At 68.3% G+C, this 22,091-nt stretch carries 21 protein-coding genes and 3 pseudogenes; 12 read left to right on the forward strand and 12 right to left on the reverse strand.

Annotated features, from left to right (window positions below; all coding sequences use genetic code 11):
• From ACTWQJ_RS13220 to ACTWQJ_RS13240, 5 genes and pseudogenes are all read right to left on the reverse strand, one after another.
• Positions 1-206, reverse strand: a pseudogene (locus ACTWQJ_RS13220) (oxidoreductase); the annotation flags it as partial.
• 23 nt (positions 207-229) lie between these two features.
• Positions 230-1,141, reverse strand: coding sequence for a metal-dependent hydrolase (locus ACTWQJ_RS13225; RefSeq protein WP_443306830.1), 912 nt, complete (start codon positions 1,139-1,141; stop codon positions 230-232).
• Positions 1,142-1,212: 71 nt separating this feature from the next.
• The gene (locus ACTWQJ_RS13230) at positions 1,213-2,136 is read right to left on the reverse strand and encodes an alpha/beta fold hydrolase (RefSeq protein WP_443306831.1); all 924 of its coding nucleotides are present in this window, start codon (positions 2,134-2,136) and stop codon (positions 1,213-1,215) included.
• The gene (locus ACTWQJ_RS13235; protein WP_443306832.1) at positions 2,133-3,269 is read right to left on the reverse strand and encodes a hypothetical protein; all 1,137 of its coding nucleotides are present in this window, start codon (positions 3,267-3,269) and stop codon (positions 2,133-2,135) included. The genes ACTWQJ_RS13230 and ACTWQJ_RS13235 overlap by 4 nt, the downstream gene beginning before the upstream one ends.
• 4 nt (positions 3,270-3,273) lie before the next feature.
• Complete coding sequence (locus ACTWQJ_RS13240) at positions 3,274-4,185, reverse strand: SDR family oxidoreductase (RefSeq protein ID WP_443306833.1); 912 nt, start codon at positions 4,183-4,185, stop codon at positions 3,274-3,276.
• A gap of 152 nt (positions 4,186-4,337) precedes the next feature.
• On the opposite strand from ACTWQJ_RS13240, the gene ACTWQJ_RS13245 reads away from it, so the two are divergent.
• On the forward strand, positions 4,338-4,979 hold the full coding sequence (locus ACTWQJ_RS13245) for a TetR/AcrR family transcriptional regulator (RefSeq protein ID WP_443306834.1): 642 nt from the start codon (positions 4,338-4,340) through the stop codon (positions 4,977-4,979).
• 763 nt (positions 4,980-5,742) lie between these two features.
• Here the strand turns inward: ACTWQJ_RS13245 and ACTWQJ_RS13250 are convergent.
• Positions 5,743-5,874, reverse strand: coding sequence for a hypothetical protein (locus ACTWQJ_RS13250; RefSeq protein WP_443306835.1), 132 nt, complete (start codon positions 5,872-5,874; stop codon positions 5,743-5,745).
• Between the two features lie 465 nt (positions 5,875-6,339).
• Here ACTWQJ_RS13250 and ACTWQJ_RS13255 point away from each other — a divergent pair, with 465 nt between their 5' ends.
• Positions 6,340-6,990 (forward strand): hypothetical protein, encoded by a 651-nt coding sequence (locus ACTWQJ_RS13255; protein ID WP_443306836.1) that lies wholly within the window; start codon positions 6,340-6,342, stop codon positions 6,988-6,990.
• Between the two features lie 53 nt (positions 6,991-7,043).
• On the opposite strand, the gene ACTWQJ_RS13260 is transcribed toward ACTWQJ_RS13255, so the two are convergent.
• Both ACTWQJ_RS13260 and ACTWQJ_RS13265 read right to left on the reverse strand, forming a co-directional pair.
• Positions 7,044-7,607 carry a GntR family transcriptional regulator gene (locus ACTWQJ_RS13260; protein WP_443306837.1) on the reverse strand — a complete coding sequence of 188 codons (564 nt, stop codon included), beginning with the start codon at positions 7,605-7,607 and terminating at the stop codon, positions 7,044-7,046.
• Between the two features lie 131 nt (positions 7,608-7,738).
• On the reverse strand, positions 7,739-8,437 hold the full coding sequence (locus ACTWQJ_RS13265) for a hypothetical protein (RefSeq protein ID WP_443306838.1): 699 nt from the start codon (positions 8,435-8,437) through the stop codon (positions 7,739-7,741).
• 243 nt (positions 8,438-8,680) lie between these two features.
• Here ACTWQJ_RS13265 and ACTWQJ_RS13270 point away from each other — a divergent pair, with 243 nt between their 5' ends.
• A complete protein-coding gene (locus ACTWQJ_RS13270) occupies positions 8,681-9,202 on the forward strand; it encodes a hypothetical protein (RefSeq protein WP_443306839.1) in 522 nt (173 codons plus the stop codon).
• Between the two features lie 116 nt (positions 9,203-9,318).
• Here ACTWQJ_RS13270 and ACTWQJ_RS13275 read toward each other — a convergent pair whose 3' ends face one another.
• From ACTWQJ_RS13275 to ACTWQJ_RS13285, 3 genes are read right to left on the reverse strand one after another with little or no spacing between them, the layout of a single operon-like run.
• Entirely contained in the window at positions 9,319-10,752 is a 1,434-nt protein-coding gene (locus tag ACTWQJ_RS13275) for an ASCH domain-containing protein (RefSeq protein ID WP_443306840.1), read from the reverse strand.
• A gap of 20 nt (positions 10,753-10,772) precedes the next feature.
• A complete protein-coding gene (locus tag ACTWQJ_RS13280; protein WP_443306841.1) occupies positions 10,773-11,339 on the reverse strand; it encodes an AAA family ATPase in 567 nt (188 codons plus the stop codon).
• Positions 11,336-12,235, reverse strand: a complete 900-nt coding sequence (locus ACTWQJ_RS13285) for a hypothetical protein (RefSeq protein ID WP_443306842.1) — start codon at positions 12,233-12,235, stop codon at positions 11,336-11,338. Before ACTWQJ_RS13285 ends, ACTWQJ_RS13280 begins: the two co-directional genes overlap by 4 nt.
• A gap of 183 nt (positions 12,236-12,418) precedes the next feature.
• Here ACTWQJ_RS13285 and ACTWQJ_RS13290 point away from each other — a divergent pair, with 183 nt between their 5' ends.
• From ACTWQJ_RS13290 to ACTWQJ_RS13320, 7 genes and pseudogenes are all read left to right on the forward strand, one after another.
• On the forward strand, positions 12,419-13,228 hold the full coding sequence (locus ACTWQJ_RS13290) for an AbiTii domain-containing protein (protein ID WP_443306843.1): 810 nt from the start codon (positions 12,419-12,421) through the stop codon (positions 13,226-13,228).
• Positions 13,229-13,523: 295 nt separating this feature from the next.
• Positions 13,524-15,326, forward strand: a complete 1,803-nt coding sequence (locus tag ACTWQJ_RS13295; RefSeq protein WP_443306844.1) for a hypothetical protein — start codon at positions 13,524-13,526, stop codon at positions 15,324-15,326.
• Positions 15,301-15,732 (forward strand): DUF6192 family protein, encoded by a 432-nt coding sequence (locus ACTWQJ_RS13300; protein WP_443306845.1) that lies wholly within the window; start codon positions 15,301-15,303, stop codon positions 15,730-15,732. Before ACTWQJ_RS13295 ends, ACTWQJ_RS13300 begins: the two co-directional genes overlap by 26 nt.
• Before the next feature lie 2 nt (positions 15,733-15,734).
• Entirely contained in the window at positions 15,735-15,944 is a 210-nt protein-coding gene (locus ACTWQJ_RS13305; protein ID WP_443306846.1) for a hypothetical protein, read from the forward strand.
• Between the two features lie 18 nt (positions 15,945-15,962).
• On the forward strand, positions 15,963-16,172 hold the full coding sequence (locus ACTWQJ_RS13310; protein WP_443306847.1) for a hypothetical protein: 210 nt from the start codon (positions 15,963-15,965) through the stop codon (positions 16,170-16,172).
• A gap of 31 nt (positions 16,173-16,203) precedes the next feature.
• A pseudogene (locus tag ACTWQJ_RS13315) lies at positions 16,204-17,115 on the forward strand (IS5 family transposase); the annotation flags it as partial.
• A gap of 680 nt (positions 17,116-17,795) precedes the next feature.
• Positions 17,796-18,398: a hypothetical protein gene (locus ACTWQJ_RS13320; protein ID WP_443306848.1), complete on the forward strand. Its 603-nt coding sequence runs from the start codon at positions 17,796-17,798 to the stop codon at positions 18,396-18,398.
• Between the two features lie 293 nt (positions 18,399-18,691).
• Here ACTWQJ_RS13320 and ACTWQJ_RS13325 read toward each other — a convergent pair whose 3' ends face one another.
• Positions 18,692-19,348, reverse strand: a complete 657-nt coding sequence (locus tag ACTWQJ_RS13325) for a hypothetical protein (RefSeq protein ID WP_443306849.1) — start codon at positions 19,346-19,348, stop codon at positions 18,692-18,694.
• Between the two features lie 221 nt (positions 19,349-19,569).
• Here ACTWQJ_RS13325 and ACTWQJ_RS13330 point away from each other — a divergent pair.
• Positions 19,570-19,848, forward strand: a pseudogene (locus ACTWQJ_RS13330) (hypothetical protein); the annotation flags it as partial.
• A gap of 363 nt (positions 19,849-20,211) precedes the next feature.
• On the forward strand, positions 20,212-22,083 hold the full coding sequence (locus ACTWQJ_RS13335; protein WP_443306850.1) for a DNRLRE domain-containing protein: 1,872 nt from the start codon (positions 20,212-20,214) through the stop codon (positions 22,081-22,083).
• The last annotated feature ends 8 nt before the right edge of the window (positions 22,084-22,091 follow it).

The following is a 22,091-nucleotide window of genomic DNA, read 5'->3' on the forward strand; positions in this document are numbered from 1 at the left end:
TCCTCGGCCTCTTGGTGCTTGGCGGCGACCACCAGTTCCCGGATCACGGGCATCTCGGTGGCCGGCGGGCGCCTGGGAGGAGTGCCGCGCCGCGCGAGGCCCGCGACCGCGTTGTCGCTGAAAGCCGCCAGCTTCCGCATGAAGGAGTCGCTGCGCGGTCTGCCGTACAGGTCCGGCGGCCGAGTGACGGGTGTGCTGATGTCCATGGGATGCCTCACTGGTTGCCGGCTCATCGGGCAGCCGCTCGGGCAGCGGGGGACGCCGCCAGGTAGGCGACCGCCTGCTGGGTCGAGCCCTCCTGGGTCGGGTGGTAGCCGGGGCGGAAGTAGCGCAGCACCGAGCGGGCGAACGAGCCCGGCGGGGGCAACAGGTCCTTGCGGGCCGCGGCCAGGTAGTCGCGGAAGCGGACCTTGACCCGATCGTCGAGTTCGGGGTCGGCGCTCATCAGGAAGCGGACTCCGCGGATCCACAGCCGGGTCAGCACCGGAGCGGTGACGAGCATGCCGACCACTCGGCGCCGGTACCGGGGATCGAGGTGCACCAGCAGGTCGAACGCGACCGAACGGTGCTCGACCTCCTCCGCGCCGTGCCAGCGGAACAGATCGAGCATCGCGGGGTCCGCGCCGACCCGGTCCAGGTGCCCGTTGCTGAGAATCCAGTGACCCATGTACGCGGTGAAGTGCTCGAAGGCCGCTATGAGGGCGAGCCGTTGGAGGAGGTGCGCGTGCGTGGCGGCCGGCGTCAGCTCCGGCCGGTCTCCGAGCACCCTTCGGAAGATCCATTCGGACTGCAGGGTGTACGGAGCCGGGTCCAGCCCCTTGGCGAGCAGGTGCTCCAGGACCTCCTGGTGCGCCTCGGCGTGCATCGCTTCCTGGCCGATGAACCCGCGTACGTCCTCGCGCAGCCGGTCATCGGTGATCAGTGGCAGTGCCTGCTCGAAGGTGCGCACGAACCAGCGTTCGAGTTCGGGGAGCATCAGGTGGAGTACATCGAAGGTGTGGGTCGCGAAGGGCTCACCCGGCAGCCAGTGCAGCGGGGTGGCGCCCCAGTCGAAGGTGACGTCCCGGGGTTGCAGCACCAGGTCGTGGTGGTCGATGGGCTCGGACGGACGTTCCAGGTGGGCATGTGCGGCTCGGGACATGACAGGTTCCTCCATCAGCGATAGGTGCGTGCACAGGGGCAGTCGGGCAGTCGTCCAGTACTGCCGGTCTGTTAGATCGGGTGCGCGGTGTGGTCCGGATCGCGGCGGGAGCCGTCTTCGATGCGGTGGGCGAATTCCGCGATCCGGGACGCGACCTCCGCGGGGTGGCTGAGCTGTACCCAGTGCCCGGCGTCGATGGGGCGCCGTTGTATCTGGCGCGTCCAGTGCTCCACTCCGTACGACAGCACCGGGGTGACGCAGAAGTCGCGGGTGGGGATGATGAGTTGAATCGGGACGGTGGTCGGCCGGTCCCGGGGATGCAGCAGGCGGGGCAGCATGTTGGCTCGGTACAGCGCGGTGCCCGTCACGGCGTCGCGGGCCAGCGTAGGCGCGGGGTAGGGGGTGTACCCGGGCACGCCTTGCGAGCCGGTGAGGAAGGCGCGCCAGCGGTGTCCCAGTGCTCTCCAGGTCAGAGCGGGCAGGAGCGGAAGATGGAAGTAGGCGATGTACCAGGACCGTGCGGCCTGCCTCAGCATCTTCGGCAGATCCGGATGCCGCGGCCGAAGGCGGGCCCGGATCAGGTGGCCGACGTGGTCCAGGCAGGGTCCGGAGATGGAGGTGAATGAGGCGATCCGCCCGGCCAGGCGGGTGCCGGTGACCGACTCCCAGGAGTGGATCGATCCCCAGTCGTGTCCGACCAGATGCACCGGGCGGTCAGGGCTCACGGCGTCGAGAACCGCCTCCAGGTCGGCTTCCAGGCGGGACATCCGGTAGGCGCGCAGACCCCTGGGCCGGTCAGAGGCACCGGCTCCGCGCACGTCGAAGGCGGTGACGTGGAAGCGGTCGGCCAGGCGCTCGGCGACAGGGCGCCACACGACGCTGGTATCCGGATAGCCGTGGACCAGCACCACCGGAGGAGCCGTGGACGCTCCCCATTGGTAGGCAGCCAACTCCACGCCGTCCGCAGCGATCCGGCGGGCGGACGGGCCGGTCATCGGCCACCACCGGAAGGGGTCAGTTCGCCGTAGTTCAGACCGCCGTGGAGGAAGCTGGGCAGCACCGGCCAGTGCCGCTTGAAGGGGGCCAGCTCCGAGGAGGGCAGGATCTGCAGCCAGCGCGGATCGCGCCGACTGGGATCGGCGAGGGTCTTCTCCTTGACCATGGAGTCGTACTGGTCGAGAGAGTCCTCCAGAGTGTTGGCGTTGGGCACCACCTCACGGTCGTAGAACGCGGCGTGGCGGCGCACCCCGGGGATGCGGGAGAGCTCGGGCTGCCAGTTGTCTGCCGAGATGCCGTTCTCGGAGGAGACCCACACCCCGTCGGGCGTGTTCAGCACCAGGGAGTGGTTGCCGTCCGTATGGCCGGGGGTCCACAACAGGCTGACGCCGACACCGAGTTCGACATCGCCGTCGAAGGCGGTGACGCGCTCGGGCGGTACCCCGTCCATGCCTCCGTCGACGTACCAGGCCCACTGCATCGGATGCATCGATTCGAAAGTGCCCAGCTCCCTGCGGTGCACCAACAACTGGGCGCGCGGGAACAGCGCTTCGCGGGGCGCCCGTTCGCCGGGAATGGTGCTGGTGCTTCCCATGATCATGCGCACGTCCTGGACGTGCAGGTGGTCGAAGCTGACGAAGTCCACGTCCTCGGGTCGTAGACCGCAGGAGGGCAGGACGGTGTTCGGGTCTTGGTAGTAGCGGGCGAAGACGTGGTCAGTGAGAAAGTCCCCCGCCAGACGCTTGAGCTGGGCGTAGAACGGTGCTTGAGCCGTTCCGGCGGCGACGGTCGGCTCCCACACCAGTGTTTTCGGCTCACCGTCGAAGCCGTCGAACTGCACGACGAGCATCCGGTTGACAATGCTCACGAACGGGTTGACGGCGAGCGCGGCGCCGTGGAAGCCGAACCGGGTCGGGTACGGGGCGGCGGCGATGTCGAAACTGCGGACGGCGTTGATGCGGCCCTGCTGGACGAACCGCTGGCGGTAGGCGGCCGCGGCGCGGCGCACGGCGCGCAGCCGGTCACCGCGGGGCCATACGTCGTGGACACCTTCGAATTCGGGGATGGGACGCGGAGCGGCGGCGTCCTGGGCCTTCTTCGCGCTGGGCGCCGGCTTGGGCGTGGTGGTCACGGGCTCATCCTTCGGGATAGCGGGCGGTCCGGGTGCGCTGCTCGTATGCCGTGCGGACCGACCGGTCGGACAGGGCGGCGAGCTGGTTGGGGACAAGGAGGTGATGCAGGGCGTCACGGGCACGGCCCGGCAGCAGCGCGGCCAACCGGGTCAGGGCGGCCACCTGGTGTGGAACGAAGACCTCGAAGCGCGGGCGCAGCACGACGTCGAGCACCGCGTCGGCCACCTGATCTGTCGTCAGGCGTCGGGTGGGGCCGGTCGCGGTGCCCACGGCCAGCTCGGTGTCCACGACGCCGGGCATCACCAAGGACACGTGCACGCCGATGCCGCGCAGTTCGGCGCGGACGGCTGAGCTGTAGCCGTGGATGGCGTGCTTCGTCGCCGCGTAGGTCGCTTCGCCGGCCGGGGCGACCTTGCTGGCGGCGGAGGCGATGTTGACCACGTGGCCGCGACCGCGTTTCCGCATCCCCGGGATCACGAGTTTCATCCCACGCAGTACGCCGTGGACGTTGACGTCGAACTGGCGCAGGGCGGCTTCCTCCGGTTCCTCCTCGAAGGGGCCCACCCACATGATTCCGGCGTTGTTGATCAGTACGTCGATCGGCCCCAGTCGGGTCTCAACGGTGTGCAGGAAGTCTTCGAAGGAAGGTGTGTCGGTGACGTCGAGAGGCAGCCCGAGCAGCCGGCGACCGGGATGCGCGCCGATGGCACCAGCCGCCTCCATGGCAAGCTCCGCGTCGAGATCGCCGATCGCCATGGCGGCTCCGGCTGCGGCGAGCCGGGATGCGACGGCACGCCCGATTCCGCGGCCCGCCCCGGTGACCGCGATCACTCGGCCGGTCAGCGGTTGTGTGCGGGGGAGCCTGCCGCGGTCTCTTCGGCTGAACGTGTACGGATACCTGGGCGGTGTTGCCACGGTCGAGCCCCTTCCTTGCTCTGAGCATGAGCGGAACGCCGAGCGGCAAGCGGCCCTCACGCATTTCTGACACGACACCGTGTCAGATGAATTGACAAGCTAGAGTGTCAGTTCAGAGCACACCGGTGTCAACACCTCTGCGAAGGGAAAAAATGACCGGCACACAGACAGCCGGGCGGCGCTACGGCGGACGCGATGCGGCGCAACGACAGCAGGAGCGCCGCACCCGCCTCATCCAGGCGGGCCTCGACCTGTTCGGCACGGCCGGATACGCCTCGGTCTCCGTCAAGCAGGTGTGCTCGCATGCCGGACTGACCGAGCGCTACTTCTACGAGTCGTTCCGCGACCGCGAAGACCTTCTCGCCGGGGTCTACAACGAGCTGATCACTACGATCAGCGCCGAAACCGCGCAGGCCGCAGCCGCTGCCGCACCCAATGTCAACGCCCAGCTGCGCGCCGGCCTCGAGGTCTTCATCCGCACACTGACCGGCGACGCCCGCATGGCACGCCTGGTGCTCATCGAGGTCGTGGGAGCCAGCCCCCGCCTCGAAGTGCGCCGCCGTGAGGTCCTGCACGAATTCGCCGCAATGATCGCCGCCGTCGTCGCACCGCTCCCTGGCCCGGAGGTCTGCTCCAGCCGGCTCAACATGACCACGATGAGCCTGGTCGGCGGAGTCAACGAACTCCTCGTGGACTGGACCCTCGGCCACCAGAACGCCACCGTCGAAGAACTGATCGACCTGTGCTACACCCTGTTCACCGCGGCCTACCGAGCCGTCAGCGATCAGCCCTGATCCCGCAGGCCCGGATGCCTTCAGGAGCTTTTACTGCACCGGACGGCAGCCCACGGCCCCTGTTCAACGGCGCGGCGCACTCGGCGGCCCTGTTTCGGTCGGGCAGGCCGGCGAGAACCACTGCGCAATGAACGCAGGTACGGCACCTGCCGACGGTCGACTGTCGGATGGGTTCCACACACATTGACCATCCGGAAACGACGCAAGGCGATCGGCCTGAGCGGCCGCGAACCATGGCGGGCCCGTTGCGTCGTGGGAGCTGCTGAACGATTGGGGATCACCCACCGCCTGCGCCCCTGCTGGCGCGCCCGCCCCGGGGCCTGGCCCGCGCCGGACCGACCCTGCCGCTGTCGCTGGGCGCCCGCAAATGCCCAGGCCCGCTAAGTGCCTGTGTCTCTCGACCGCGGTCACTGTCCGTATTCGCGCGGTGGACGCATTCGTCAGAATCGAGTATTGCGCGCCGCCAGCAACCGGTTGTCTGCGGACAACGGACAGCAATGGACCCTGTCCATAAGACGCCCTCGATGCCGGGCGTGCCCCAGGCGACACCCGGTCGGCCCGCCCGTCGGAAGACGCCGGATGGCGCACGCACCACACCCCCGGTGTCAACAGGAGGCTGGGGCTATCCATCGGCGTGCCGACCCAGAGCCGGTTGCTGTCAGGGTCGCACACCTCAATCTCACGCGCCCACGGAGCATCCTTCTACGTCGCCCCTCGTCGCAGACCGGTCCTCAGAGTCAAGGGGGCTCGACGAGGCGCTAGTTCAGAGAAGGTCCACGTACAGCTTCGTCGTCAGCTGTCGGCCGCAGCCGCCCAGCCAGCTTCCGCACCAGAACGTCTGGCCCTCGTACTGCTTGCGGAACGCGTCCAGTTCGATCGCTTCCAGCGGCAGCACGAGAGGCTCCTGGGAATCCACCGACCCCAGAACCGCCGTCTGGATCCGCCGCCGGTCCCCGCCCGGTAACCCGCCACTGCCCAACGCCGCACCCCCGCACGGTGAGTCAGCTCCTGAACTCGATGCTGTCACCCCCATCCCCACCGACGACAGACCCGAACCCCGCTCGTGCTCCGCGTCGACGGACCCGGCCAGGGCGTGCGGAAGCGAGTGGACAGTGGATCCCGGAGGTCAGGCCCATGAGGTCACCGCCTTGGGTAACGAGCGCCGTACGGGCGCGGTTGAGTCGTGATGAACCGGGACGGTACGCAGCAGGACTGCCGATCCGTCGTGCTTCGTTCGAGTGAGCGGGGAGTCGTATCACTGCGGGGGGAGCGGGGGGCGAGGAAGATCGCGCACCGGCACGGGACCGCGCGGCTCCCGAGGCATGCTCGCCTGCACGGGATTCTCTGGGGAGGTGGCCGCGTGACGGGAGAACCACGTCGTGGGCGCGGGCCATGTCCGGAGCGTGGCCGCGCCTCGTGGCTCCGCCGTGCGTACGCCCGCCGCCACGGGCGGGTCCGGGGCCGCGGTCGGAACTGGGCCCAGGTCGCCACGGCTGTCGGTGCCATCACCGCCGGCGCCGGACTGATCTTCACAGCCATCAGCACCTACATCGGCGTCCTGGTCGCCCAGGACCAGCTCGAGCAGTCGCGCCAAGACTCCGAGGACCATGCCCGCCTCCAGTCGTCCAAGGTCGTCATGTGGACCGTGCTCGACGCCACAGGCGCCCGCACCGTAGTTGCCAACCGATCCACGCTCCCGGTCACCTCGGTGTACGGCTACCTCCATCGCCCGAAGCGGGACGGGGTCACCGGCGTCGGCTTCCCGGATCTGCCTCCCTGCTCCCGGTTCACCGTGGACCACGACAGTTCTGACGGGGTGGCGGTGCTGGCCTTTACCGACAGCAACGGCCGGGGGTGGACGCGTACGCCCGATGGGGAGCTGGAACAGGGCCAGAGCCCGGAGACACTACGCAGAGTGGTGGGGGCAAAAGCGGCCAGCGGGATCGACGGCCCAGCCACCGCGTTCTTCGTATACCCCGCCAAAATCGAATCGATCGAGTCCTGCGAGTAGCCGCCCCCGAGCCATTGACCTACGCAGCCACCCGGGGCACGAGCGGAGCGGAGCTACGTGTCCGTGGGGCCGTCGTCGGCGTCCATCTGCCGCTCGATCTCCCGGGCGGTCTTCATGAGTTCGAGGGCCTCGCGGCGCAGATCGCTGGCGCGTTCGCGCAGCTGCTTCACGCGCCGGCGCTGCTGCTCCGGGCTGTACTCGTTGACGTACTGACCGCGCGGTCCCACAAGCAGCCCTTCGGCCACCAGCTGGCGCACCGCGGCTGCGGCTTCCTTGGTGCCGGTCTCGAACGTGCGGGCGATCTCGTCGCGGTTCATGAACCGCTCGCCGGGCAGGTAGCTGCGGTGGATCACGGTGCGGATGATCCGGTAGGCGCGCTCGGTCGGGGTCATCGTGCCGACGCTGTACAGGCGGTAGCCATCGTGGAGGGTCACCAGCCCTTCGGCGGCGAGCTGCTCCCGAGCGGAGCGGACCACGGCCGTCGGCAGCTGGAGCTGCCGCGCCATCGTGGCCAGGGCAGGCAGGTGGGTGCCCGGCTCGGTACACGACAGCCGCACCCACCGGCGTACCGACTCAACGTCTTCGTCGCTCGCCACCCCGCTGTCCACGTCTGTCATGCCGGTGCTCCCTGTCCAGCTGGTCCGATGCGGGATCCAGCCTGACGGGCCGCGTGACGCGGGCGCCACGAAGTTGCGCGAATTGCGCGAACCGGGTCCGCACAGGCCGGATACGTGCTGGTCCGTCGGTGTCAACGGCCCTTGATGACCCGGCTGATCCCGTACGGAACCTCCTCCGCCACCACAAGCAGCGGCTCCAGGATTCCCAGGTACACCGGATCTGTGTGGGGTGGGCTGTGCTCGGTCATCAAGCAGCCCGCCGCCTCCTCCTTGGTCCTGGGATGGGCCGCTCCCTCGTCTTCGGCGATCTCGACAACGATCTCGATCGCGGTGTCCACGCCGTCGCGCAGCTGGGCCCACCGCTCCGCCATTTCCTTCCGCTGGTCAAGGAAGCTGCGCTCGCGGGCGGGCAGGAAGTCGGCCGCCGGCACCGACAACGCCTCACGCAGCTGGCCAAGGGTCGGCTCCTGGCACAGCTCTTCCACGGCGAAGGCCGTCAGCGGCGGTTTCGCTCTGGCCACGCGTTCCAGCACGGTGATGCCCAGGACGGCCGCCGACGCCGCGTACCGCCAGGCGGTCAGCGCCGTGTGCCGCTCGTAGTCGGACGCGCCGCTCGTGATCTCGTGGACGGCTTCCTCGCAGTACCGGAACGGGGGCCGCTCCGTTCCGCGCAGGTCGGCCAGGTCGCGAGCGGTATGGAGGCGGTCCCAGACTGCGACGGCCGACTGCCACTCGTACCGCGCTGTCAGAAACGCTCCGTGCAACGACCGCAGCGCCTCCAACTCGATGGTCGTCAGCGTTCCGCGGTCATCGAACGGTGGAAACCGCATGCCACTCCCCCACCCCGGTAGCACGGACAGTGACCAGCACGGTACTACCCGGCACTGACGCGCGAGACCCGGAGCAGTGAAACGCTTCGGCACACCGCCTTGCCGTTGTTGCAGCAGGTCATTCCGGTCGCCAGAGCCCTCCGACCAGCGGTCTGGCCGGAACATGGTGGGCCGCACCGGATCCGGGCCGGCGACTGGTGCGAGTACTGCCGCCGCAGTCCGCCGACTCACTACGGTCAGCGCATGACCAGTGACGGTGTAGTCGTGGACGAGGCAGTCCGCGCGGCATGGGACTCGTACCAGATCTTAGAGAAGCGCACGTCAGAGAAGGAGCGTCGGCAGGCGCAGCAGCGTGTCCAGGCCGCGATGGAGACCTACGGCCGGGAGGAAGTGTCCCGGGGCTCGGTCTTCCTGGTGGGCGTGCTGACAGCGCACATCATCGGCCAGCAGGACGGTGCAGAGGAGGACCGCCTCGATCCGCTCAGTGATCTGATCCCGGCCGTGATCCGCAAGCTCCCCGGCTTCGAACTGGCCGACCCCGCCCAGGTACCGATGGTCACCGGCGTCCTCATGGCCGCGGCCATGGGCATGGACACGGTGGCCTGGCGCGACCAGTTCGGGACGATCCCGCCGAAGGAAGCCCTGGTACACAACTTCGTGCTCTGGCTGCTCGCCGACCTCTTCGACAGCCTGGTCGAACAACCCGGCGCCACCGACCAGCTGATGCGGAAGACCTTCAACTCCACGGCGGCCGACCCCGGTTGATACCCGGACACTGCCAGGCCGCGCAGCGGCGACAGCGATCAGGCGCGGTTAGCATGTGAGGCGCCCCGTCCCCGGCAGCTGGAATGCCGGGGACGGGGCGCCTCTTTGTGTGCGGGTCAGGCTGTTACGCGTTCGATCTCGATGGCGAGGACGCCCAGGGCTTCCTTCTCGGGGCCGTAGATGCGGCGGATGTTCGTCAGCTGCTGCTCGCGCGGGGAGTCGGGGTTGACGTTCTCCGGGCCCTCGGTGTCGAGCATCTCCTCGAACGAGGCGTAGCGGGCGACGCGGACGACTCGGACCAGGCATTCGTCCTGGCCGCAGGCGAACTTGATGTGCTGGCCGGCGGCGAGGTTGCGCAGGTTGGCGTACTGGACGCGGACCTCGATCTTCTTGCGGCCGGAGGCCACCAGGTCGAAGTAGCGGCGGTAGAGGTTCATGTGCCGGGCGCGGGGCTGGGCGGGGGCTGCGGTGTGGCGGGTCATGAGGCGGTCGATCTCCTGGGTCGTGTAGGAGCGGTAGAAGTGCTTGGGGTCGGCGAGCATGACGCCGACCAGCCAGACCATGGCGTCGACGTAGTCGTCGACGCTGCCGTCCCAGGCGGTGGCATCGAGCATCCACGGCCTGGCGCCGGGCGGCGGGGGCACGGTGCCCTCGCGGATCAGCGACTTCGACAGCTTGGCGCCGGTGTCGGTGAGCACCATCGGGGTGAAGATGCGCGGCGGGGCACCGGGGCCGGGCAGAGCGGCGAAGGCCTCGTCGACCAGCTGGCAGCCGTAGGCCCCGTCTCCGCCCTTGACCATGACGTTGAGGGTGCGCGGCGGTGAGGGCAGGCGCTCCTTGACGAGGTTGCGGTAGAGGGTGGCGAGGTCGATGTACGGCTCGGGCCGGTCGGGGGTGACCAGGACCTCGTAGGGGCCGTGGTCGGTGCACACGGCCGTGAACACGGCGCCGCCGGAGCCGTGGATGTCCAGGCGGGTGCGTTCGGCGCGTTTTTCGGCCCAGCCGCAGGTGGGGCAGGGCAGCCGGACGTGGACGATGCCGTGGGAGGGGGCCAGGGCCCAGCGGATCTGCTCCAGGCGCTCCAGCGTGGCCAGGAAGCCGAGCCGGTAGGCGGGGTCGGCCTGCTGCTGGGTGTAGGTGTGGACTTCGTAGTCGATGCCGGTGGCGTCCGCGAGGCTGTCGAAGAAGCCACGGTAGTACTTGCCGATCATGTCGGCGACGCCGTCCGCGCCCAGGGCGTGGAAGTAGGTGATCTGGTAGGCGTGGTGGGTCTCGGGGTCCAGGCGGATCTCGTGCGGGGCGTTGTCCAGGGCCCCGAAGCGCACGGTGGCGTCGATCCCGAAGCTCCGCCTGACCGCCTGGGCGAGCAGGAACGCGGCGGTCTGCACCAGGGAGGTGCCCAGGTGCGGGGTGCCGTTGATCTGCGTGCCGACGGTGAAGACCACGTTCTCCGGCTTGGTGGCCTGGATCCGCGGGCGGATCAAGTCGACCGCGCGGGCCATGCAGTTGGCGGTGACGTTGTTGGGCGAGACGAGTAACGGCGTTGTCATCGGTTTTCCCCCGGGTGAGGTCAGGTGTGTGAGGTGGCGGGTGGTGCGGAGATCTGGGCGAGGATGAAGTCGACGCGCGCCGGGGCGGAGTCGACGGGTACGAAGATCGGCCGGTAACCGGCGTCGTAGTAGCCCTGGATGATCAGCTGGTGGACTCGGGTGATCTCGCGTTCGCGGGCCCAGACCACGTCATCAGCGGTGGTGAAGTCGTCCAGGGCGTCCAGGACGAACACAGTGTCGTAGCGGTAGGTGCGCGCGGCCTCTTCCAGTTCGGGGTAGGGGCCCAGGCCGAAGAAGGCGTCCCAGCCGTAGCCGTCGGGGATGCCGCGGTTGTAGAACCGGTCTCCGGCCTTGTGGGCGCAGTACTCGGTGATGAAGCCCTCCAGGACCTCGCGTGAGTACTCGCGGCGGTCGCTGACTTGCAGGTGGCGGCCGAGCCGGTCGCGGTGCTTGCGGTAGATCTCGCGGGCGATCTCACCGGTGGAGGCGGGCAGGCCGCGTTCGTGCAGCTCGGTGAAGACCGCTTCCTTCCCGGATGAGGGGCCGCCGGTGATGACGAAGCGGCGGGGCGGTTGTGGGGTGCTCACGCGGTTCTCCTCGTGGTGGTGTCGGTCAGCTGCTCGGTGAGGGCCTGGTGCCAGGCGTCGCGGATCCGTGCGCCGTCGCTGGACTCGCCGAGTTGGGCGGTGAAGGCCTGCGGATCGGCCGTGGCGGGGAGGGCGGACAGCAGCGCCAGGTCGGTCGGGGGCAGTTGAGGCAGAGGGCCGGCCAGCTTCTCCAGGTCGGCCGGAGCGACCGGGGCGGTGTCAGCGGGCAGCAGGACGGGTCCGTAGGCGGCGCGGTAGCGAGCGATGGCTGATCGCAGCGCGGCGTACCGCCACAGCACCTCATCCGAGGTCTCCCGCGGCACGGCCGTGTCCATGCTCGCTTGCCGCGCCGTTCTCAGCAGCGCGGCCCGCAGCGCGTACAGCCGGGACCACACCTCGCACAGCGCTTCCTCGTGTTCGGCCACCTCCCAGGCGAACACGTCCGGAGGCAGCCGCAGCGAGCCCGTTTCCGGCGACAGGCGGGGCGCGGCCGCATGCGCGGCCGCGAACGCCTGGGCGTCAGCCAGCAGTTGTTCGGCGAGCAGGGTGCAGATGCGGGGCTCGATGTGCTTGCGGAAGTGGTGCACCTCGTAGCCGGCCGCCTGGGCGGCCTCCGCTCTGCGGGCCGTCAGCGTCACGCCCGCCATAGCGGGGACGGCACCGAACAGCAGCCGGGCTGCCGGGGCGAGAGGGGCGTGCGGCAGGCGGGCCAGCTGCCCGCGCAGCACCCCGTCCAGGGCGTGGGCGCGCACGGCCAGATCGCTCGAACCGTGGGCCCGCGCCACGACACCAGGCAGGTCCAGCAGCTCGCCGTCGGCAGCAGCAGGATCGACCGGCAGTCCCCGGCGCAGCAGACGACGCAGCGCGACCGCCAGCGTCTCGGCATCGGTGGGCATGAGACCTCCTTACGGGTCTTACCCACAAAATACCCTCCCTGCTGCCCAGAAAATACCCACATTTCAGCCGGGTGCATACACCGCCTCACAGCCCCTCAGGACGGCGCGTCTACCTGCGGCAATGGCCCCGCGACCTCACAGATGAGGGGTGTGGTGTCAGTGAGGGCTCGCACAATGGAGTGCATGAACCGACGTGAGCGCACCCTGCTTGCCCAGATCAAGCAGGACGTGCTCGACGACACCAAGCCGCTGGCCGGAGCCCTGCGCAAGTGCGTGGTACTCGGAGGCCATGCCGGCTCCGCAGCACTCCGCGACTGGGCCCAGCGCGAACTGCGCGGCTACGACGGCGTGGACCTGGCCGACATCCCTTCCTACCGCGTTGTCGTGGCGCCGCTGCAGGTCGACGCAGCGGTGATGAACGGCATCGTGACCGGCCAGCAGATCAGCCCTGGGCAACTGCCCGATTTCGCCCGTGACGTGATCAGCAACGAGCTCCCCCTGCGGATGGGGGTCGGCGAGCTCGAGGCGGCCGCGCGCCGGGTCATGGACTCCGACAAGCCCCTGCGGCTCGCCCTGCCGCAGAGCGCTGATCTGGTGCGCGTCATGAACCACGAGATCGGCAACCCCCGCCAGCAGATCACGGAGCTCCACTGGGGTGTTGCGGCACCTGCCCTGATGGGCGTCCTCGATCAGGTCCGGACCGCTCTGGCCGACCTTGTGGGTGAGCTGCGCGCCACCATGTCGTCGGACGACGACAACCTGCCCACCCCCGAGCAGATCGGCCAGGCGATGAACGTCGCCGTCCACGGCAACCGATCCCGCGTGGTGGTGACCAACGCCCAGGCATCCGGGGAGAGCAGCGCCAGCGTCGCGCCGGCCGCCGACGAGGAGCCAGGACTGTTCGGCACGACCGGCCGCCGCATCGGCGCCGTCGTCGTAGGCATGGCGACCGTGATCGGCACCGCTGCCGCCCCGTGGCCGCTCCTGAAGTAGCCCCACCGATGCCAAACGCCCCGTACACCAGGTACGCGGCGCCTTGGCGGGTGGCTACCCGAGCCAGACGATGTTCAGGACAGACAGGCGCCGGGTGAGCCGGTGATCACGTAGACGACGGACAACTGACGTGAGGCGGACGCCAGGAAGTTGCAGCGAATTGCTCGAACCGGGTTGATGCGCCGGGCATTTGGCCAAACTCGGGCCGGTGGGCAGGCGCCACGCGTACGGTCACACCAGGGAAGGCAGTGACCGGCCGGTCACACCGCGTCAACGCGCTGGGGAGGGCCGAAGCATGGCGAACGCCGGGACGTACTGGCTGTGGCAGCAGCTCGCCGTGAGCGACGCACTGCCGGACGAGGCACTGCCCACGGTGATCGAGGCGCTGTGCTCGACCTCCCTCGCCCCCTACGGCGTCGACAGTCGCGGCGAGGAACGCCGCACCAAGGCCCTCGCGGACGCACTGCCCGCCCTGCTCAGCCGCGTCACCCGCCCCGGGCTGCGCCGCCGGCTCCTTCAGCAGGCCGACGACAAACAGCTCGCCGAACTCGCCGCCCAGGGCGTCGTGGTGGCCGCCGACCTGCCGACGATCCTGCGCACCCACCGCCCGACGCCCGGCCTGGTCATCGGTCTGGCCCGCCACCCCGACCAGGTCGACGCCGCGATCGGCCTGTTGCCCGGCATGCACGACGCCGACCTCGAGGACGTCGTCACCGACTGGGACCCCAACCGCCACCTGTACCGGCCGGATGCCGAACCCGCCCCTCCCGTCCCCCCGGCGCTCTTCGACGCGGTCCTGGAGCACGCCCTCACCCCGCTCGCCCGGCTTCTCCAAAACCCGCAGCACGAGGGATGGCAGTTCGCGCAACGTGCCGACTTGGGCCTGCCCCACGAGTTCGGCGAAGGCGCTCCCTGGCGCATCCTCGCGACCTGCCCCGACCGCTGGCACGACCTGGTCGAACACCCCACACTCGGCACAGCCGTCCAGCACCTCCTGCTGGACCAGGCCGAAGTGGAGGCGCGTCGAGGCCGCATGATGGCGTCCAGCAGCTCCTACCTCACCCAGGACACAGACGACGGCCCGGCCGAACAGCCAGAGCCAGAGCCAGCGCTCGACACCGCCCTGCTGCGGGCCTGCCTGCCCGCTCTGTGCCTGCCGGAGGTGGCCGACCTGCCCAAGCCGAGCGTGACCGCCCGCCACCGCCTCCACTACATCGCCAACCGGGTCCGCTACAACCCCAGCCTCACCGACATCGCGGCCACCCAGCTGCAGGCGGCCGCCGACGAATGCGTCCGCCGCGGCCGCCTGCTCTCCCCACCCCGCAACGACGACCGCGAGCACCGGGCCGTCGCCATCGCCGAGGACCTGGCCCTGCTCAGCACCAACGCCACGCACCTGGCCAAGGCCTGCGCCCTGCTGGCCACGCTGGAACAACCCGCCGTCGTCTCCGCCCCGCCCAGCCCCCGCCTCGCGCGCATCACCGCCGGCACCGACGTGCTCCGTCCGGTCCGCCTCCTGGAGCACAACTACCAGCACCGGCGGGTCGCCGCGCTGGCCGCACTCGCCGGCAACCCGCACACCCCGCACACCGCGGTCACCGACACGCTCCCCACGCTGCACCCTCTCGAACTCGCCTGGATCGGCCACCAGAACGACGTCCCCGCCTGGCTGCACACGGCCGCGGCCGCCCTCGCCCCGGCAGACGACAACGAGGCCGTACTGCGGCTGCTCACCGATGACGAACTCGACCGCCACCCCGACCCGGCCGCCGTGCTGCAGTCCTGGCTGGACGCCCCCGAATCCGAAGGGTTCTGGTCGCGCCGGGACGTGTACCGCGCCGTCCTCGACTCCCATCACCACACCCTGCACCACCTGCGCCAGCTGCCCGCCGACGAAATCCTCACCCGCAACGAACCCGCCCTCGCCCTGCCCCACCTGCTCGCCTACTGCGGCACCCAGCCGGAACGCTGGAAAGCCCTGCTCAAAGCCCTCAACTACGGCCCCACCGACGAAAAGATCACCTTTGGGGAGCTGCTCGACAGCATCCACGACCCCGCCCCGGCCTTGGGGGGTGGCTCCACGGCAAAGGCCGGCTGACGACATCGCGGCCGAGGTCACCACGAGCATGCTGCGCCGGCCGACGGTCGCGAAGCGGGCCATGGCCGACGACACCACCCGTTTCCTCGTCAACGAGGCCCAGCAGCAGAACGACGAGGAGGCCCGGGAGGCCTTCCACCGGGACTCACCGGTCGCCCCGACGGTGCGCGGCCTTCAGCGGTCGATCGAGTTCATCGAGCTGGTCGGTGCCTTCCATGCCCTGGTCACGGCGGCCGGGCGGATCGTCCCGCGTCTGCGGGACCGGCACCTGACGGACGACGAACGCGCGCTGATCCACGAGAACATCTCCAGGGTGAAGGCCACGCTGGAGTGGGTGGAGCACACCGTGGATACCGGCAAGGTCGACATGGATACCGAGCTTGAGCGGCTGATCAGGGGTGAGTAGCCGTGCCCCGCAAGGCCAGGCGCCGCAAGGGGCGCCCTCGGCGGAAGGGTGACGCGGCCCGTTCCCACGCCGACCGCATCCGCAATGTGCTGTTCGAGGCCCAGGGCGTCGGTTTGACGCTGCCGCAGCTGATCAGAGCCACCGAACTGACCAAGAGCCAGGTACATTCCGGGCTGGCGATGCTGCGCGACCAGGCCGCGGAGAAGGGCTAGCCGCCCATTGTGTGGACCTTGGCCGACGGCTACCAGTTCAGCGGGGACCCCGAGGTGCTGCGCAAGTACGAGATCGGCAAGATCCACGTGCGCCTCGTCGAAGTACGCCGGCTCATCACCGGCACCGTCGCCCCACACGCCGCCCTGCACCCGAACGACAAGTGGATCGCCTACGTCGTCACACAGCTCGCCGCCGTCGAATCCACCCTTGACCTGTTGGTCTCGTGAATCTCTTCGTGATCGAACTCAAGGTGAAACCGTGCGCCGACGCACCTACCCCTCCGACACCACCGCCGCGGAGTGGGCCCTGCTGGAGCCCCTTCTCCCGGTGCCCGCATGCCAGACCCCCAAGGGCGGCCGGCCGGAGAGGTGGCCTCGCCGCGACATCGTGGATGCGATCAGATACCTGGTCGATTCGGGCTGCAAGTACCGGGCTCTCCCACGGGACTTCCCGCCCTGGCGCACGGTCTACGGCTTTCTGGCGAAGTGGGCCGTCGCCGGGGTGCTCAGTGTCATTCGTGACCAGCTGCGGCGCCGCATCCGGCAGGGCATGGGCCGGGCCCCGCAGGCGGTCGCGATCGTCATCGACTCCCAGTCGGTGAAGGCCGCGGAGACCGTCGGCAAGGACAGTCGCGGCTTCGATCCGGCCAAGTTGATCAACGGGCGGAAGAGACACCTGGTCGTGGACACGAAGGGGTTGCCGCTGCTGGTCATGGTCGCCCCGGGCGATGTCCAGGACCGGGATGCGGCCCGCGAGGTGCTCTTCCGGCTCCGCCTGATGCACCCCGAACTCACCGTGGTCTGGGCGGACTCCGCCTACGCCGGGCCGAAACTCGGCGACTGGGCGAAGGACTTCCTGGGCCTGACGATCCGTACGGTCTCCCGCCCCAAGGACGCGACCGGGTTCATCGTCCTGCCCCGCCGCTGGGTGGTCGAACGGTCGCTCGCGTGGATCATGCACGCCCGCCGCCTCGTCCGCGACTACGAGCGGCTCCCGCAGCACAGCGAGGCCCTGATCACCTGGGCGGCCATCACCCTGATGACCCGCCGCCTGATCCAGCCAGCCCGTCAGGCCCTCCAGACCCCGGGCGGCGGTGCGCGTCCAGCCACGCGAACCCGGCCACGATCTGCGATGGCCTCAGTCCCGTCGCCCGCTCCAGCTCCGGCGGGCTGAGCCCTTTCCGGCCGCTTCATCACCGCACGAGGGCGGCGGCACCGTCAAGGAGAATCAGGTCTGGCACTGGCTTGTGATCGCGTACGACCATGCGCTCCAACCAGCGCCATCGGCCTTTGCTCGTACTCGGATCTGAATCGTGGGAGGTTGCGGTAGACATGTGTTGCTCACGCTTCCCACGGCGATTGGCCCGACGGATTGGCCTCCCTCCACATAGGTGCGACTGTTCCCCATCTTTGCCCACCGGTTGAAATCACTGTTCCCCGTATTGGGATAGCGCCGCTCTGCCTCATAGGCAACGTTCATCCCTCGCGCACCCGTATTGCGAATCTTGATGTGGGCGGTTGCCTCCCGACTGGGAGCGAGCTCGAAGAACTCCCGTTGGGCACTGATACAACCATTGACGACGACTGGCCCCGTGCGTACGTCCCCGCCACAGGCAATGGCCGGGTCGGCGTGGGCCGGCGTCGGGATCGCCAGCAATACAAGTGCAGTTGTGCCTAGAACCGCGCCAACACGCTTCAAGAGCAATGCCTCATCCCTTCACCAAGCCTGTCGCTGACGACAGCATTGCTCGGTCCGTGGTTTGACATGCTGTTTTGACTTGATCATCACTCGAACGGGTGCCACGTCAGCCCGCTCCGCGACCACGCCGCTCGATTCGCTACCGTCACCGCATGCCTGTAGCGATCGTCGGAGTGGTTGGTGGCATCCTCGCGGCGTTGATCGGTGCTTGGGCTGTGCTCCGAGCACGCCACCCGCCCAAAGCGCAGCTGGAACTGGTGGACGTATCCGTCGTCTCCAACCAACGAACCGGGTCACGGTACTCAGATTGGCGTGGAGGGCTCCACGAAGAGCACATCTACGTTGTCGTGCTGGATGTGAAGGTGCGTAACACAGGAGGTCAGGTTGTAGTGCTCAAGCGGTTTCACGTGCACATTGAGCAGGCAGAAGCCTGGGGGCTTGCCCGGGGGCGTCTTTGCTCGGCGCTTCAGCCAAGTGGGACGTACAGCATCATGCTTCCAGACCCGGATCTCGTCGCCCATGAGGCGTCTTTCACTAAGCCCAGCAGAAAGAAGGAAATTTCACACGCGGTTCCACCGGGAGACGCGGATCGGTTCGAGATTCGATTGATGATGTCGATCCCGAAGAGACAGCAGTATCGATACCAAGTTCGCCTGGTACTGGACTATAACGCCGACGACTGCGTCTCCTCAGACTCCCTAGCCTTCGCTTGCCCAGCCCGGCCTGCTCGCATCACAATCAGCGATCCTCGCTGACGCGCCCGCTTCGATCAGATCCTGGAGGATGCGCAAAGGCTTGTTGACCTTGGGGTCAACCTGACCCCATCTGTTCGATTTTGCCCCTGAGGGGCCCCCGATCCCGCGTCGCGTTTGCCAGCAGGTGGATCGGAGGGCTAGACACCAGTTGAGAAACCGGCACTTACGGCAGTCACGCGCAGCACTGCCATCCTCGCGTGGACACGCAGCTCCATCCTCACATGCGCGATCACTTGGTCCAGACGGCTTCATCGCCCGAGTTACCAAACACCCCTGCTGGGACGGAACGCTCTTTAAGGCAGTTTCAGCGTCACACAGGCAGGAGCGGTCGGGGAACGGGTCGTGCACTGGCTTTTGCCCTTGTCTCCGCTGTTGGACACGTTGATCGTGAGATGCGTGGCGTTCTTCGGCAGCGTGAGGGGAATGGTGACCTTCTGGTCCACTTCTCCCATGTCGTCAGGCCTGAGCGATCCTGAATAGAGTTCGGTGTCCGCCTCGTCTCCCTGAAGTGCGTGCAGCGACCGCGCAAACGCGGCCACGTGATCATTGCGATCGACACCGACCGCGTGAACGGTGAAAGTCAGCGAGACATGGGGCCGTTGACCCGTCAGGCTCACGCTCGTCACAGTGGGCCTGCCGTTCCCGGCAGCGGCGAGGGTGGCGACAATCAGCGAGGCGACGAGAGCCGCAATATAGGCCGTGCTGCCGACGATCAGAAGCAGTCGTTGCTGGGTGAAGTACGCGTAGAAACTCAAAGCAATGGCGGTGATGGCCAGCCCGGGCGCGACCAGGGTCCACCCCGGGTGATTGTTCAACGCGACGAACAGCCTGTCGCTGTCCATCCCCAGGGCAGCGAGTAGGCCCGCCAACGCGATGAGCGAACCCCACAGGGTGTTAGTCACCGAGCCCAGCGGATTGCCTTCCCCCTCCCCCTCCGTCGGCGCAGGCACCACCTCCTCCGTGGATCGGCCGTCGTCCGATATTGCGGGACGGTTGTCCGCCCCGCCTCCCTCTCCAGCAGGCATGGCCAACATTTTTCGCGTAGGGCTACCTAGGTCACAAGATGCCCTGGCCTCCTCTTGCGTCGGGACACCCTCGTGCAACTGCCTGGGCCCTAAAACCCGCTCCGCTACTCACCGGCGGGCCGACCCGGGACTTCGCGGTTCGGAAACAGGCACTGATCGCCGTCTCCGCGGCGAGCAATCGCTCGAAGGCCGACCTGGACCCGGCCACCTGGCATCCCCCGGCCGCCAGCTACCGCTGCACGTACGCCACCGACTGGATCGCCATCAAGACACGGTGGCAACTGGCCATCGACCCGGCAGAACAGGGCACGGTCTTCACGCTACGAGGGGAGGGACACGGCAGACGCCTGCCCGCCCACCGGGCATGCCGGTGGGCGGGCAGGATGGGTCAACCGGTTCAGCGTGTGCGGACTGACGCCCCGTAGCCATCGGTCTGGCGGAGCACCGTTACCTCCTGGGCGGGTGCCGGCCAGGCCTGGATGAGGTACCAATCGGTGACCTCGTCGGGGGCCAGGTCGACGGCGGTGTCCCGGCCGCGGGCATGCACGCGCAGTGCAGACAGGCTGCGGGCGGTGATCCATCTGGTGAAACATTGCACCTTGCTTCTTCACGGATTCGACGCAGATTTGCCTAAACCGTGTGCATAGTCACGTCCGTTACTTGAGTTTCCTGTCGTACGTCCCAGTTCATGGCATTGATCGACTCTCTCCATGGCACGTAGAAAGGCTCGCGGCGCAATTCGCCGTCTAGCAACCCGCCAACGCGGCGGGGGGAGAGGAACGACACACGTGCCTGAAAAGTCGAGATTAAGACGCACAGCTGCTCCCATCGCCCTTGGAGCGTTGCTGCTGACTACAGCCTCACTGGGTGCAGCGGCCGCCCATGGGGCTTTTGTCGCAGACGCCACCCCGACTGCCTCGACCGGTGACCATGGCGAGGTACCCACTGCGCGGTTAGAAGCCCGCCGCACGGGCAAGCCAGTGGAGCTGCTGTCGCAACGCACCGAAACGTCGCAGACGTTCGCCAACCCGGACGGCAGCTTCACCACCAAGATGACGCCGGCACCGGAGCGCATCAAGCAGGACGGCCGGTGGAAGCCGGTTGACGTCACACTGTCCGCGTCCGGCGGAAGGGTTGTCGCCAAGGCTCACCCCGAAGGGCTGACGCTCGCCACCGGCGGAGGCCAGGTGCCCGCCTCCTTGAAGGCAGCAGCCAAGGAAGCCCCGCAGGACCTCGTCACGCTGGGCACCGGCGACGATCAGATCAGGCTGCAGTGGAAGGGCGGACTTCCCGCGCCGGTGCTCGACGGAACGACAGCGGTCTACAACGACGCGCTCCCGGGAGCCGACGTCATCGTGGAGGCCACCCGCACGGGCTTCGAGCAGTACGTGCGCCTCGACAAGCGCCCGCAGTCCGGCGCCTATTCGTACACACTGCCGCTGAAGACCAACGGGCTGAAGGCCGTGGAACAGGGAGACGGTTCAGTCCTTTTCACCGACGCTGCCGGGAAGAGGCGTGCGGTCATGCCTGCCCCGGTGATGTGGGACGCCGCGGTGGACGAACAGTCGGGCGAGCACCTCAACCGCCACAGCGTAGACATGGAGGTCGTGGACAACGGCGCCGGCAGCATTGATCTGGTCGTCACTCCCGACGCTGGCTTCCTGGCCGATCCGGACACGAAGTACCCGGTGACCGTGGATCCGTCCACCTCCGCCCTGGCATCTACCTTTGACACCTATGTTCAGCAGGGTGAGACCGTGGATCTGTCCACGGACACCGAGTTGGACTTCGGCAACCCCGGCACGACCAACAGCGACGGCACGCCGCGCACGGCCCGTTCCTTCATTCACTGGAACACGCAGCCGATCCAGGACGCGCTGATCTCGTCGGCCACGCTGCAGCTGTACAACTTCCATTCCGGTAACACCGGTTGCACCGCGCAGGGCTGGACGGTGTGGGCCACCAGCCAGGCCGGCACCGGCTCGCGGTGGACCAACCAGCCGAGCTGGCTGCAGCAGTACGCCACGTCCACGGAAACCAAGGGCAACCCGTCGTGCACGTCGGCGCCGGACGGCTGGATCAAGGCCGATGTGACCGACCTGGTGCAGTACTGGGCCTCGGAGAAGGTCACCCGCGGGTTCATGGGTCTGCGCGCGGCGACCGACAGCACCGAGGCGTGGAAGCGGGTCAACTCAGGCAACAATACGGCGAATCAGCCGAAGCTGTCCGTGACGTACAACTTCCGGCCGGGCAACGGGCACGACACGCAGGCAGGGCCGCCGTTCGAGAAGGACGCAGCCGGGGTGTGGCAGGTCGACACCGACGTGCCGTTCCTGCGGGCCACCTTCGACGACGCCGACGGTGACACGGTCAACGGGACCTTCGACATCCGCGATGCCGCGACCGGAGCCAAGGTCGGCGACTACCTCGTCTCGGACTGGGTCGCAGCAGGGACGCCGGCCGAGGTCCGGGTTCCGGCGGATCTGCTGCAGGACGGCAAGACGTACGAGTTCCGGGCCTCCGCCTACGACGGCACCCACTACGACACCGGTTGGACGCCGTGGACGAAGTTCACGGTCAACGACGGCGCTCCCACACCGCCCACCGTCCAGCCGACCGTGTACCCGACCACCACCGGTGGCCCCAAGCCGACGTCCTGAAGCCCGAG

The organism is Streptomyces sp. KR55, assembly GCF_052245645.1.
GTDB lineage: Bacteria > Actinomycetota > Actinomycetes > Streptomycetales > Streptomycetaceae > Streptomyces > Streptomyces flavusporus.

Coding starts and splice junctions, on each gene's coding strand:
- ACTWQJ_RS13225 (WP_443306830.1), bottom strand. CDS start 1,141: ATGTCCCGAGCCGCACATGCCCACCTGGAACGTCCGTCCGAGCCCATC.
- ACTWQJ_RS13230 (WP_443306831.1), bottom strand. CDS start 2,136: ATGACCGGCCCGTCCGCCCGCCGGATCGCTGCGGACGGCGTGGAGTTG.
- ACTWQJ_RS13245 (WP_443306834.1), top strand. CDS start 4,338: ATGACCGGCACACAGACAGCCGGGCGGCGCTACGGCGGACGCGATGCG.
- ACTWQJ_RS13260 (WP_443306837.1), bottom strand. CDS start 7,607: ATGACAGACGTGGACAGCGGGGTGGCGAGCGACGAAGACGTTGAGTCG.
- ACTWQJ_RS13265 (WP_443306838.1), bottom strand. CDS start 8,437: ATGCGGTTTCCACCGTTCGATGACCGCGGAACGCTGACGACCATCGAG.
- ACTWQJ_RS13270 (WP_443306839.1), top strand. CDS start 8,681: ATGACCAGTGACGGTGTAGTCGTGGACGAGGCAGTCCGCGCGGCATGG.
- ACTWQJ_RS13275 (WP_443306840.1), bottom strand. CDS start 10,752: ATGACAACGCCGTTACTCGTCTCGCCCAACAACGTCACCGCCAACTGC.
- ACTWQJ_RS13285 (WP_443306842.1), bottom strand. CDS start 12,235: ATGCCCACCGATGCCGAGACGCTGGCGGTCGCGCTGCGTCGTCTGCTG.
- ACTWQJ_RS13290 (WP_443306843.1), top strand. CDS start 12,419: ATGAACCGACGTGAGCGCACCCTGCTTGCCCAGATCAAGCAGGACGTG.
- ACTWQJ_RS13295 (WP_443306844.1), top strand. CDS start 13,524: ATGGCGAACGCCGGGACGTACTGGCTGTGGCAGCAGCTCGCCGTGAGC.
- ACTWQJ_RS13320 (WP_443306848.1), top strand. CDS start 17,796: ATGCCTGTAGCGATCGTCGGAGTGGTTGGTGGCATCCTCGCGGCGTTG.